This is a genomic window from Gordonia namibiensis NBRC 108229 (genome assembly GCF_000298235.1).
In the GTDB taxonomy this organism is placed as follows: domain Bacteria; phylum Actinomycetota; class Actinomycetes; order Mycobacteriales; family Mycobacteriaceae; genus Gordonia; species Gordonia namibiensis.
Genome location: NZ_BAHE01000054.1, coordinates 32624 through 45256 on the forward strand (window position 1 = coordinate 32624; position 12633 = coordinate 45256).

Annotated in this window: 10 protein-coding genes; 3 read left to right on the forward strand and 7 right to left on the reverse strand. The window is 67.2% G+C overall.

What is annotated here, in order from left to right:
- Positions 1-80 precede the first annotated feature (80 nt).
- On the forward strand, positions 81-665 hold the full coding sequence (locus GONAM_RS19870) for a hypothetical protein (protein WP_006868543.1): 585 nt from the start codon (positions 81-83) through the stop codon (positions 663-665).
- Positions 666-748: 83 nt separating this feature from the next.
- Here GONAM_RS19870 and GONAM_RS19875 read toward each other — a convergent pair whose 3' ends face one another.
- The 7 genes from GONAM_RS19875 to GONAM_RS19905 all read right to left on the reverse strand — a co-directional run bounded on the left by GONAM_RS19875 (position 749) and on the right by GONAM_RS19905 (position 9719).
- Positions 749-2098 (reverse strand): hypothetical protein, encoded by a 1350-nt coding sequence (locus GONAM_RS19875; protein ID WP_006868544.1) that lies wholly within the window; start codon positions 2096-2098, stop codon positions 749-751.
- On the reverse strand, positions 2073-2312 hold the full coding sequence (locus GONAM_RS19880) for a hypothetical protein (protein ID WP_006868545.1): 240 nt from the start codon (positions 2310-2312) through the stop codon (positions 2073-2075). The genes GONAM_RS19875 and GONAM_RS19880 overlap by 26 nt, the downstream gene beginning before the upstream one ends.
- The gene (locus GONAM_RS19885) at positions 2309-4144 is read right to left on the reverse strand and encodes a hypothetical protein (RefSeq protein ID WP_040537029.1); all 1836 of its coding nucleotides are present in this window, start codon (positions 4142-4144) and stop codon (positions 2309-2311) included. The genes GONAM_RS19880 and GONAM_RS19885 overlap by 4 nt, the downstream gene beginning before the upstream one ends.
- A 79-nt stretch (positions 4145-4223) precedes the next feature.
- Entirely contained in the window at positions 4224-5939 is a 1716-nt protein-coding gene (ilvD, locus tag GONAM_RS19890) for a dihydroxy-acid dehydratase (protein ID WP_040537054.1), read from the reverse strand.
- A gap of 97 nt (positions 5940-6036) precedes the next feature.
- Positions 6037-7545, reverse strand: coding sequence for an acyl-CoA synthetase (locus GONAM_RS19895; RefSeq protein ID WP_006868548.1), 1509 nt, complete (start codon positions 7543-7545; stop codon positions 6037-6039).
- A 143-nt stretch (positions 7546-7688) separates the two neighbouring features.
- Complete coding sequence (locus GONAM_RS19900) at positions 7689-9182, reverse strand: DHA2 family efflux MFS transporter permease subunit (RefSeq protein ID WP_006868549.1); 1494 nt, start codon at positions 9180-9182, stop codon at positions 7689-7691.
- Between the two features lie 3 nt (positions 9183-9185).
- Entirely contained in the window at positions 9186-9719 is a 534-nt protein-coding gene (locus GONAM_RS19905; RefSeq protein ID WP_040537032.1) for an NADPH-dependent FMN reductase, read from the reverse strand.
- 78 nt (positions 9720-9797) lie between these two features.
- Here GONAM_RS19905 and dinB point away from each other — a divergent pair, with 78 nt between their 5' ends.
- Both dinB and GONAM_RS19915 read left to right on the forward strand, forming a co-directional pair.
- Positions 9798-11006, forward strand: a complete 1209-nt coding sequence (gene dinB / locus GONAM_RS19910; protein WP_006868551.1) for a DNA polymerase IV — start codon at positions 9798-9800, stop codon at positions 11004-11006.
- A 181-nt stretch (positions 11007-11187) separates the two neighbouring features.
- The gene (locus tag GONAM_RS19915; protein ID WP_006868552.1) at positions 11188-12621 is read left to right on the forward strand and encodes a CitMHS family transporter; all 1434 of its coding nucleotides are present in this window, start codon (positions 11188-11190) and stop codon (positions 12619-12621) included.
- Positions 12622-12633 lie beyond the last annotated feature (12 nt).

Genomic DNA, 12633 nt, shown 5'->3' on the forward strand with positions numbered 1-12633 from the left:
TACCGTGACGTTGGCGCAGTGGGATTCAACCGACGACGTTCCTGCGTCCCTATCGGGGAGGTTTCTTGAAGAAATCATCAGTGCGCGCCCTGTGCGCGACAGTATTGGCAGCAGGCGTGGTGGCGGGTGGAATGACCGGCGCCGGAGCAGCATTCGCCGAGGATGCGGGTGGACTGATCCTGGAGGGGGTCAACAATGGGGACTGCACGGCCACCATCAAGGTCACCAACTTCACGAATTCGACCTTTTTCCAGCCGGATTGGTGGTTCGAGCAGGAGAACGATCCGGCCATGGTGAACGCGACGACCATCCCGGCCGAGATGCCGGCCCCGTGGCGTGAGTCCTCAGGAATTCAGTGGCCGATGGCGCGCTGGGTGGGCGATCCGCCGTTGGCCTCGGGCCTCGGTCCGGGGGTCGACGGCTGGGGCAACGGCAATCCGTACAACCGGAACGCACAACCCGACGGGTTCGTCACACAGCGGACGATCGACCTCAAGACGGTGACCGGCGCGCCCGAACCGTCGGCGGAGGGAACGAAGACGATCTGGTTCCGGATCAAGACCGGGGCCCAGATTGCTGATCGTCTGCCGACGCCACAGAAACTGGTCGTCGAAGGCTGCCGTAGCTCGAGCGGTGGGCTGGACTTCGGCTCACTCAGCCTCTAGTTACTCGTTGCCGACGGAGACCAGATTGCGTTCTGTCGCGCCTACCGCGACACGACGCAATCTGATCTCGAGCCGGGGTCGCTCTACCCGCCGAACAGCAGGTACAGCCCGAGGAAGGTGTAGCAGACCATCGTCACCATCATGGTGAGCTGGCCGGTCAGCTGATGCCGTCGGGGAAGTAATCGCAGCGAGGCGTCGTGGGCCGCGGCGACTCCCATCATGTGTCCGCCGACGACGAAGAGCACCTTCAGCGTCACGGTGAACGTCGGGTGGTCGGACATGATGTACACCGGGTGGGCATCGCTCAGCCACAACAGGTTCCAGCCCCGCCCCAGCGGATCGCCGAGAGCCAAGAGCGCTTCCTGCCCCTGTTCGACGAGGGACTGCAGGTAGTGGGCGAGGATGTACCCGATCACGATCGGGATGAGCGAGTGCGCCATCAGTCCGGGCAGCCGGCGCCGGAGATCGGGTGACACCCCGCCGACGGCGCGGGCGGCCGACCAGAAAGTCACCACGACCACGCCGATGAACACCAGCAGACCGGCGGTTGAGAGGAGCGTCGTGACCATCTGGCTTCCGTCGGCGCGCTCGTCGACGAACTCCTGCCACAGCGGGATCGCCGAGAAGCTGTCGAAAGCGGTCGACCCCAGCAGGATCGCCAGGACGGTGACGGTTCCGGGCAGGACCGGCAGCGTGGTCAGCGAGTTCATCGGACTGCGCACGATCACCCTGCCGTCGGCGTTCTTCGCGAACGGTGCGAGTCGGGAGGCCACGGTGCTGTACACCGCGAACGGGTCGGCGTTGTCGGTCCACCGCAGTCCACAGACGAAGCCGCCGACGAGTGTGATCACGACGTAGGACAGCAACCAGAGTCGTACGGCCGCCACTGATCCCGGTTCCGGGGAGGCCAGTTCCAGCCAGACGAAGGCGAACAGGCCGAACGCGGCCGGCCACCAACCCAGACGTCGGGGATAGGCCTTCCATCCGACAACTCGGGGGCCGAGGACGGCACCGACGACGCGCAGCACGGTGCGGATCGGCGACAGGAGCCGCCAGACCGGACCGATCAACGCTGACAGCACCGTCATCCCGACCCACAGCAGCACGTAGAACGCACCGGGAAGCGGATTCTCGTCGGTGTCGGGACCGAACGCGGCGAGCACCAGCCACAGTGTCAGTACCAGGGCGGCGACGGAGATCACGCCTCGAACCCACGAGTTGTCTACGAGCGCCGTCACCCACGACGGCAGTTCGCGCCCGGCGTCGGCCTGCCCGTACCGCGGTGTGCGCCAGGCGAATGCGATAACCGCGAACGAAATCGTCAATGCCCAGGCGCCGCCGATCAGCACAGCGGTCAGCGGGACCGGCAGGTACTCCGAACCGCCCAGACCGTGGGCGAGCAGGGTTTCAGTCGGCCTCACGGTCGGGGTCATCGGCCTCGTTCCGGGTGGGTGGGACGGTGTGGTCGGGATCGGTGGGGCTCTCGGAATCGAGGGTGTCCTCGTCATCGCCCCGACGGCGGTCGTGGATCGCGATCGCGACGATGACGCCCACCAGGATGAACGCCGGGACCACGGCGGGCAGCGCCAGGATCAGGGGATGTGTGGCGAGGTGGTGGACCACCACGTCCGGTCCGGCGGTGATCATGGCTGTGATTGCAATTCGTGTTCTCGTGCGCTCGTGGTCGTCTCGCGGGAGTTGACCCGCCCGGCGCCCCACGACAACGCGGTGATGAGCAGCAGTGTGCACACCAGCACCACCAGCGAGGCGACGCCGAACAGCCATGACGGGTAGTCGAACGTGCGCTCGCGCTGCAGGATCGAGATCTCCGCGACGAACGGTTTCGTCGATGTCAGTTGCGCCGGTTCACCTTCTGCGCCGATCGCGGGATCGGCCGGCAGGTACACCGGCACCCCGGCCATCGTGGTCCCGTCCTGTACTCGCAGGATCGTCTTCCATGATCCCGACACCGGCATCGGTTCGGTGGACCGGAAGTGGTTGGGGCCCAGACGTTCGAGCCGGTCGATGACGATGCCGCGGTCGTTGTCGGTGCCGCCCTGCCAGGACATCAACGTGACCCACTCCGGGTCGCCGCTGATCGCGTCCGGCGGGTCGAGGTAGATCTCGGCCGTCACGTTCTGGTCGGCCGCGGCGTTGGGTCCGGTCGGCGTCAGGACGACGCGGGCCGTCATGTCGGCCGGTACCGAGACCCGCAGACCGTTCGCGACGGCACCGCCGACCACCAATACCGAGAGCACGACGGCGGTGATGCTGATCCAGCGTCGGGGCAGGCGTTCACCGACGGAGACGGTGCCGAGCAAGGCACCGCACAGACCCATGACCACGCCCACCGGGATGGCCATGGCCAGCGCTTCGCCCCACATACCGGTCACCCACGGGAACGGGTAAGCGGCTGCGATCCACCAGGATTCGATCCAGAGGCCGACGGTCGCGACGCCCAGGCCCGCCACCGCGCCGTAGAGCACACGACGTTTGAACAGCGGCGTCAGGGCGAGCAGCTCGATGACCACGGCTGCGCCCAGGTACAGGGGGAACACGTTGATCGGCGCGCCGAGCGCGGGACCGACGACGACCGCGACGACGCCGCGCAACAGGATCGCGAAGACCGCGGCGACGAGCGCACTGCCCGGTCCGAGACTGATCCGGGCGGCGACGAGCGCGAACGCCCCGGCACCGGCGATCATCATCGGCTGTAGCACCAACCGGAACTGCTCGACGCCGAAGTCGTATTCGATCTGGAAGACCGACATGCCGATGACCAGACCGCCGAAGGCCAGGCAGCGGACGATCCATTGCCCGCGTCCGTCCGGTGGGAGGTCGGCGCCCATCGCGGCCCTGCCCTCGCGGTCGAGGATGACGACCGCGATGAGCGACAGCCCGGCACCGCCGATCAGCATCAGGTGCGTCGGACCCCAGAGGGTGACGTCCTGGCCGAAGATGCGGTGCCAGACGTCGTCCAGGGGGAAGCCGACGAGGGCGTAGAAGCCGCAGCCCGCCAACAGGATTCCGCCGACCGGCGCGTACCAGTGCCGGGTGATCCGGATGGCGGAGGCGCCGGGCTTGTCGAAGGGCAGGAAGACCGACAGCATGCCGGAGATGAACAACAGGAACAGGCCGACCAGGATGAAGTAGTGCGCCGGGTTGGCGAGGGGTCCCTCGTCGCGACCGTCACCGATGTGCAGGCTGACGTCCCACAGGAAGCCGAACAGGGCGCAGATGATCGTGCTGGTGAACAGGAAGATCGGCAAGGCCGCCCATGGCGGTCGGTTGACGCGCCGGGCTGCCCACTCCGAAAGGGTGGTCAGCCAGGTGATCTTCCGTGTCCGGTGCAGGTACCCGATCCAGAGGAGCCCGATCGACACCACCGCGGCCACTGCCGACATCAGGAACACCTGGTCGAGTGCCGCCCCTCCGCCTTCCGCGGCGAGGTGGAGGTTCGTGACATCGCTTGTTGTCATGAACGAAGTATGCACATTTCATCCATGTCCCGCGAGGGGCTTGGTCAAACCTGCGTGCGCGAACTGCGCGCAACGCGTGTCAGCGGCAGACCGCCCCCTGCGAGGCCGACGTGACCAGCTTCGAATACTTCGCCAGGACCCCGCGGGTGTAGCGCGGCGGCAGGGGGGTGAACTCCTTGGCGCGGGCCTCGAGTTCGGCGTCGTCGACCAGCAGGTCCAGGAGGCCGCGCCCCACGTCGAGCCGGATGCGGTCGCCGTCGCGGACCAGGGCGATCGGCCCGCCGTCGACTGCTTCGGGCGCGACGTGACCGACGCACAGCCCGGTGGTGCCGCCGGAGAACCGGCCGTCGGTCATCAGCAACACGTCCTTGCCGAGGCCCGCGCCCTTGATGGCGCCGGTGATGGCCAGCATCTCGCGCATTCCCGGTCCACCCTTGGGGCCTTCGTAGCGGATCACGACCACGTCGCCGGCGGTGATCGTGCCGTCCTCGAGGGCGTCCATCGCCGCCCGCTCGCGGTCGAAAACCCGTGCGGTGCCCTCGAACACGTCGGAGTCGAAACCGGCCGACTTCACCACGGCACCTTCCGGCGCCAGCGAGCCCTTGAGGATGGTGATGCCGCCGGTCGGGTGGATGGGCGACTTGGTGGCCCGCAGGACCTGCCCGTCGGGATCCGGCGGCGCGATGTGCGCGAGGTTCTCCGCGACCGTCTTGCCGGTCACCGTCAGGCAGTCGCCGTGCAGCAGACCGGCATCGAGCAGGGCCTTCATCACCACCGGCACACCGCCGATGCGGTCGACGTCGGTCATCACGTGCCGGCCGAACGGCTTGACGTCGGCGAGGTGGGGGACGCGGGCGCCGACGCTGATGAAGTCGTCGAGCGTCAGTTCGACCTCCGCCTCGTTGGCGATGGCGAGGAGGTGGAGCACCGCATTCGTGGACCCGCCGAAGGCCATCACAACGGCGATCGCGTTCTCGAAGGCCTCGCGGGTCATGATGTCGCGGGCGGTGATCCCGCGGCGCAGCATCTCGACGACGGCCGCACCGCTCTGCCGCGCGAACTGGTCACGACGCTTGTCCGGGGCGGGGGGAGCCGCGCTCCCGGGCAGCGACATGCCGAGTGCCTCGGCGGCGCTGGCCATCGTGTTCGCCGTGTACATACCGCCGCAGGCGCCCTCACCGGGGCAGATGGCGCGTTCGATGGTGTCGACGTCCTCGCGGCTCATCAGCCCACGCGAGCATGCGCCCACCGCCTCGAAGGCGTCGATGATGGTGACCTGACGTTCCGAACCGTCGGACAACGTCGCGTATCCGGGCAGCGTGGACCCGGCGTAGAGGAACACCGAGGCGAGGTCGAGACGGGCGGCGGCCATGAGCATGCCGGGCAAGGACTTGTCGCAGCCGGCGAGCAGGACCGAGCCGTCGAGGCGTTCCGCGCTCATCACGGTCTCGACGCTGTCGGCGATCACCTCGCGGGAGACCAGCGAGAAGTGCATGCCCTCATGGCCCATGGAGATGCCGTCGGAGACCGAGATGGTGCCGAACTCCAGCGGATAACCGCCGCCTTCGTGGACTCCGTCCTTGACGGCCTTGGCCAGACGGTCGAGGGAGAGGTTGCACGGGGTGATCTCGTTCCACGACGACCCGACACCGATCTGGGGTTTCACCCAGTCGTCGTCGCCCATGCCCACCGCGCGGAGCATGCCGCGGGCGGCGGTTTTCTCCAGGCCGTCGGTGACGTCGCGACTGCGAGGTTTGATGTCCACGTCGTTGCCTGTGCTGGTGCGCTCGGTCATGTGGTCCACGGTAGTGGTCCGCGGACGAGATCAGGCTGCGTTTCATCTCGCCGAACGGGCCGAAACGCAACCTGATCTCGATGAACAGCAGATGTTTCTAGGCGCGCAGTTCGCGCTTGAGCAGCTTTCCGCTCTGGTTGCGCGGCAGTTCCTCTACGAACTTCACCAGCTTCGGGACCTTGAACGGCGCGAGCCGCTGCTTGACGTGGTCGATCAGCTCGGCCTCGGTGACCAGTGCCTCGGCGCGCAGCACGACGACCGCGGTGATCGCCTCGATCCACTTGTCGTCCGGGGTGCCGATGACGGCGACCTCGGCCACGGCGTCGTGGGTGTAGATCGCGTCCTCGACCTCGCGCGAGGCGACGAGGATGCCGCCGGTGTTGATGACGTCCTTGATGCGGTCGACGACGGTGACGTAACCCTCCTCGTCGCGCGTGACGAGGTCGCCGGAGTGGAACCAGCCGTCTCGGAAGGCCTCTTCGGTGGCGGTCGGGTTGTCCCAATAGCCCTGGCACAGCTGCGGCGAGCGGTACAGGATCTCGCCGGGTTCACCGACCGGCACGTCGTTGCCGTCGGCGTCGACGACGCGGGTCTCGACGAAGAACACCGGCCGTCCGCACGAAGCGGGTCGGGCGTCGTGCTCCTCGGGGCGGAGAACCGTTGCCAGCGGACCGATCTCGGACTGACCGAAGCAGTTGTAGAAGCCGAGGTCGGGGTAGCGCTCGCGGAGGCGCTGCAGGACGGTGACCGGCATGATCGACGCGCCGTACTGTGCCTTGCGCAGCGACGACAAGTCGCGGGTCTCGAGGTCGGGGTGCGCGGCCAGCGGCACCCACACGGTCGGCGCCAGGAACAACGAACCGATCTTGTGTTCCTCCACGAGACGCAGGATCTCGGGGATGTCGGGTGCGGGCATCAACCGGATCGTGGCGCCGACCGCCAGGTACGGAACCATGAAGACGTGCATGCCTGCCGAGTGGTACAGCGGCATGCAGATGAGGGGATTGTCATCGGACTTGAGATCCAGCGCGATGATCGACGAGGTGTACTCGTGGATCAGGGCACGATGGGTCATCATGGCGCCCTTGGGCTTCGACGTCGTGCCCGAGGTGTAGAGGAACTGCACGAGGTCGGTGTCCTCGACCGAGACGTCCAGTGCGGGAACGTCTCCCGTGGTTGCGATCGCGAACAGTGAATCGTCGGCGTCGCGCAGGGGGAGCACGAACTCGGCCGGTACGACGTCGATGACGGCGTCGAGGTTCTCGGTGAGAGCCGGGTCGACGAGAACGGCCCGGGCGCCGGACTGCTCGAGCAGGTAGCTCAGTTCGCCGGCGCGCAGGGCGTAGTTGATCGGTACGTGGACGAGCCCGGCACGCGCCGCGGCGAGATAACCGATCACGTAGGCGTGCGAGTTGGTGCCGTAACCGGCCATGCGATCACCCTTGGTCAGACCGAGGGAGAGGAGGTGACCGGCGGCGCGGGTCACGGCGTCGTCGAGCTCGCGGTAGGTCAGGGTGTCGTCGCCGAAATGGAGGGCGGCGCGGTCGGGGAATCTCGCGGCAGTGCGGCGCAGCACTCCGTCGACGGTGTTCGAAGTGGGGGTCATCACATCAACAGAATGACGGTTGAGCGGAGCGTCGTGGCACGCACCCCGTTCCTCGTCAACGGTTGTTGGTGTGGGCAACGCGGTACCCCCCCCGAAATCCAGGGACCCCGCCCGACGAGGTGACGGGCGGGGCACCTGGGGAACTATCGGGACGCGTCGAGCGGACGTTCGGAGTCGTCCGAACGCGACGCGCGCACCGCGGTGGGCCGGACGGTCTTGGGCAGCCACAGCGCCACGACCATGCCCGCCACCAGCAGACTCAACGTCAGCAGGTAGGTGTCGGCGACCGCGCTCGCGAGATCCGGCGCCGCGGCGACCCGCTGGTCCGGCGTGAGGCGCTGGGCGCCGGTCATTCCGCTGCCGTTCAGGAGTCCTGCCCTCGAGTTGAACAGCGAGGTCAGAATCGTGGCGGCCAGCGCTGCTCCGATGGCACTGGCGAACTGATTGCCGGTGGTGAGGATCGTGGTCCCCGACCCGGTGCCCGGACCGTCGACGCCCCGTAGTGCCGCCGTCATCAGCGGCATGAACGTCGAACCGATCCCCAGGCCCATGACGACGCCGATGCCGATGAGAATTGGGTACGGGGTGTCGTAATCGAGGACGGTGGTCATCAGTGTCATCGCGACGATGGTGGCGCTGATCCCGAACCAGACGACGCGGCGTGGATCTGTTCGGTCGACGAGCCGGCTCGCGACCTGCGCGACCACACCGGTTGTGAGGGCCTGGGCGATCATGATCATCCCGGCGGTGGTCGCGCTGTCCCCGCGCACGGCCTGGATGTAGATGGGGCCCACCATCATCGATCCGAAGTAGGCGCCCGCGACGAGCAGCATCGCGCCGGATCCGGTGGCCAGCGACCGTTTCCGCAGTAGTCGCAGATCGAGCAACGGTCGCGGCGAGCGGAGGGTACGGACAACGAACACCGTCAGCAGAACGAGACCGGTCGCCGCCGGTACCACGACCTTCGCGTCGAATGGCTCGCCGGCATCACCGGCCTGGGCCAGGCCGTAGACCATCAGGGCGCCGCCGGGGGCGAGGCAGAGCAGGGCCGCCCAGTCGAGCGTCTCCGTCGCCGCCCCGGCCGCACGCGGGAACAGCCTGGCGGCCAGCGTGATCGCGAGCAGGCCGACCGGCACGTTGATCAGGAACAGCGAGCGCCAGCCCACATGGTCGACGAGAAGCCCGCCCGCGGTCGGACCCAGCACCGGGCCCACGAGGAGCGGGATGCCGAGCCAACCCATGAGTTGACCGCGGTGTCGTTCGTCGACGAGGCCCAGCGCGATCGTCATGCCGACCGGTTGGAGGAACCCGCCGCCGAAACCCTGCACCGCGCGGAAGACGATGAGGCTCTGGATGTTCCAGGCCAAGCCCGCGAGTGCCGAACCGAGGACGAACACGGTCAGTGCGGTGAGGTAGACCCGTTTGGCGCCGAACCGTCGGATCGTCCAGGCGGAGGTCGGCATCACCGCGACGAGCGCGAGCGTGTACGCCGTGGTAACCCACTGGGCCGTCGAGAGCGGGGTGTCGAAGGACTCGGCGAAACGCGGGATCGCCACGACGGTGACGGTGACGTCGAGCATCACCATGAGGGTTCCGAGAGCCAGGACCGAGGCGACCTTCTTCGCGAGTGCATCCATGTCTCAGGCCGCTCCTCGCTCGCCGGAGGTCCTTGTGGGCTTGAGGAGTTCGGCCCACCAGAGCAGTTCCCTCATCGCCTCGCGCGCCGATGCGGCGGCGACCTCGTCCAACACGAGACGGCCGTCGACGGTGTGCTCCCAGGGCGCGTGGATCACCACGCCGGTTTGTGTCCCCACCGCGTGGAGTTCGGCGAAGACGGCCCGAAGATGTTCGACGGCCCGCAGTCCGCCGGACACGCCCCCGTAGGAGACGAACATGACGGGTTTCCGGCTCCACTCCGGGCCGTGCTCGTCGATGAGCACCTTCAGGTGTCCGGGGTAGGAGTGGTTGTACTCCGGCGTCGCGATGACGAATCCGTCTGCCCGAGCGAGCAACTCAGAGGTATCCGGTTCGGAGGCCCGTGCCACGTCGAGAACCTCGAGGTCGAGGTCGGACGGATCGATCTGGTCGATGAACCAGTCCGCCACGGTCGGGCCGATGCGGCCCTCGCGAACACTGGCGATGATGAGCACGATCTTCGGTGGTGTCGGTGTCATGAGCCCAGGGTTCAAGTTCAAGTTCACTTGAAGTCAAGCATCTATCCGCTGTCGTCCCGATATGCGAACATATGTTCTATGCGAATCGAGCGTCGGGAGCGGCAGGAGGCGACGATCCTGCACGCCGACCTCGACTCCTTCTACGCGTCGGTCGAGCAACGCGACGACCCGTCCCTGCGCGGCCGTCCGGTGCTGGTCGGCGGCGGCGTCGTGCTCGCCGCCAGCTACGAGGCGAAGGCCAGGGGCGTGCGGTCGCCGATGCCCGGCCACGAGGCGCGGGCCCTCTGTCCGGACGCCGTGGTGGTCCGTCCCCGGTTCGACGCCTACATGGAGGCCAGCCGGGAGGTCTTCGACATCTTCCACGACACCACCCCCGTCGTCGAAGGGATCTCGGTCGACGAGGCGTTCCTGGACGTCGGTGGTCTGGGCTGGATCAGCGGAACCCCGCACGACATCGCCACGACGATCCGCGCCCGCGTACGCGACGAGGTCGGATTGCCGATCACCGTCGGCGGCGCGCGCAGCAAGTTCCTGGCAAAGGTGGCCAGCGCCGTCGGCAAGCCCGACGGTCTGCTGATCGTCGCGCCCGGCACCGAGCTCGCCTTTCTTCATCCGCTTCCGGTGCGTCGGCTGTGGGGCGTCGGGCCGGTGACGGAGGCCAAACTGCACGACGCGGGGGTCCAGACGGTGGGCCAGCTCGCGGAGATGGGTGAGCGGTCGCTGCGTGCGGTTGTCGGATCAGGGGCGGGTCGCCACCTCTTCGCGCTCTCGCTGGCCCAGGACCCGCGTCGCGTCGAGACCGGCAAGCGACGGTCCTCCATCGGTTCGCAGCGTGCACTGGGGCGTCGACCCAAGTCCGAGGCCGACCTCGAGGCGACCATCGTGGCAATCGTCGAACGTCTCGGCAAGCGCCTGCGCACCGCGGAAAGGGTCTGCCGCACAGTGGTTCTCCGTCTCCGATTCGACGACTTCACTCGCGCCACCCGTTCCCGCACCCTTCTCGAGGCCACCGACCGCACCGACCTCATCATGGCGTCGGCGCGCGGACTCCTCGCAGACGCGATGCCGATCATCCGTGAGCGCGGTTGCACCCTCGTCGGGTTGTCACTGACCAACCTCGACGACCACGACAACATCCAACTGACCTTGCCCTTCGACACCGATCACGCAGAACAGCTCGACGCAACGATGGACCTGTTGCGTGATCGTTTCGGTCGGGACTCGGTCACGCGCGCCGTGCTCATCGGTCATCACCACGGCGACGACGCGCCGATGCTCCCCGACTAGGGAATTCGTAGAGAGAATGCGCGCCATGTCCCCATGCTCTCTACGAATCGCAGCGGGAGCGAAAAGCGCAAAACGATACTTATGCGCTCAAGCGTGACTGGATCGACGACTGCCCCAACACTTCTGATGTGGCCACCGAAATGTGGTCGTCCTCACATCCACATCAGAATCGAGCTAGACAATGTTGGTAGCACTCGGCCTCGGAATGGTGGCCACCTTCATGGTCCTGATCATCACCAAACGGGCCACGCCCGTGGTGGCGCTGATCCTCGTCCCGGTCGCGTTCGGCCTGTTCGCGGGTGCCGGCCTCGACATCAGCGACATGATCACCGACGGCATCAAGGATCTCGCACCCACCGCGGCGATGCTCTTCTTCGCGATCATCTTCTTCGGGATCATGATCGACGTCGGCCTCTTCGACCCGGTGGTCCGCCTCGTCGTCCGAGCCGTACGTGACGACCCCGCCCGGCTCGTCGTCGGTACCGCGGTCCTCGCGATGGTCGTCTCGCTCGACGGTGACGGATCGACGACCTTCATCATCACCACCGCCGCGCTGCTGCCGCTGTACGTGAAACTCGGTGTGAGCCCGGTGGTTCTGACCGTGGTCGCCGGTCTCGCCAACGGCACCATGAACATCCTCCCGTGGGGTGGTCCCACCGCCCGCGCCGCGAGTGCGCTCAAGATCGACACCAACGATGTCTTCGTCCCGATGATCCCCGCGCTCGCCGCCGCGCTGGTCGTCGTACTTCTCTTCGCCTACCACCTGGGAGTCCTCGAACGCCGACGTATCGGCACGCTCGAGATGAAGGAGTCGTTGTTGGCCCCGCGCGAGGAGGTGCTCGTCGCCGCCGGCACCGGCACCACCGTCCCGCCGATGCCGCCACGACGCACTACCGGTGGGTCGTCGGACATCGACTCGACGCCAACGGGTTCCGACGACGAAACCCAGGACCGCGACCAGTCGTTCTCCAGCGTCCTCGACCCCGACCGGGAAACTCTGCGTCCAAAGTTGTTCTGGGTCAACGCCGGACTCACCGTCGCGCTGCTGGCGATCCTCGGCGCCGACATCCTCGCCATCCCCGTGCTGTTCATGGTCTTCGCCGGCATCGCCCTGGCGGTCAACTTCCCGCACGTCAAGCAGCAGCAGGCTGCGATCACCCGACACAGCTCCAGCATCGTCTCGGTGGTGGCCATGGTCCTCGCCGCCGCGGTGCTGACCGGCGTCTTCAACGGCACCGGCATGGTCGACGCCATCGCCCACTGGCTCTCCGACGGCATCCCCGACTGGATGGGGCCGCACATGGCCATCGTCGTCGGCGTCCTGTCGATCCCGTTCACCTTCCTGATGAGCAACGACGCCTTCTACTACGGCGTGCTCCCGGTCCTGTCCGAGACCGCGACCCGCTACGGCATCGACCCCACCGAGATGGCCCGCGCATCCATCACCGGTCAGACAGTGCACATGCAGAGCCCGCTGGTCCCGGCGATCTTGCTGCTCGTCGCCCTCGCCGGCGTCACCCTCGCCGACCATCACAAGAAGGTCCTGTGGCGGGCGACGGTGGTCTCCCTGGTCATGCTCGGAGCGGGCGTGCTCGTCGGAGCCATCCCGTTCTGAACGGATCGATGT

Coding starts and splice junctions, on each gene's coding strand:
- GONAM_RS19915 (WP_006868552.1), top strand. CDS start 11,188: ATGTTGGTAGCACTCGGCCTCGGAATGGTGGCCACCTTCATGGTCCTG.
- dinB (WP_006868551.1), top strand. CDS start 9,798: ATGCGAATCGAGCGTCGGGAGCGGCAGGAGGCGACGATCCTGCACGCC.
- GONAM_RS19875 (WP_006868544.1), bottom strand. CDS start 2,098: ATGACCCCGACCGTGAGGCCGACTGAAACCCTGCTCGCCCACGGTCTG.
- GONAM_RS19885 (WP_040537029.1), bottom strand. CDS start 4,144: ATGACAACAAGCGATGTCACGAACCTCCACCTCGCCGCGGAAGGCGGA.
- ilvD (WP_040537054.1), bottom strand. CDS start 5,939: ATGACCGAGCGCACCAGCACAGGCAACGACGTGGACATCAAACCTCGC.
- GONAM_RS19880 (WP_006868545.1), bottom strand. CDS start 2,312: ATGATCACCGCCGGACCGGACGTGGTGGTCCACCACCTCGCCACACAT.
- GONAM_RS19900 (WP_006868549.1), bottom strand. CDS start 9,182: ATGGATGCACTCGCGAAGAAGGTCGCCTCGGTCCTGGCTCTCGGAACC.
- GONAM_RS19895 (WP_006868548.1), bottom strand. CDS start 7,545: ATGACCCCCACTTCGAACACCGTCGACGGAGTGCTGCGCCGCACTGCC.
- GONAM_RS19905 (WP_040537032.1), bottom strand. CDS start 9,719: ATGACACCGACACCACCGAAGATCGTGCTCATCATCGCCAGTGTTCGC.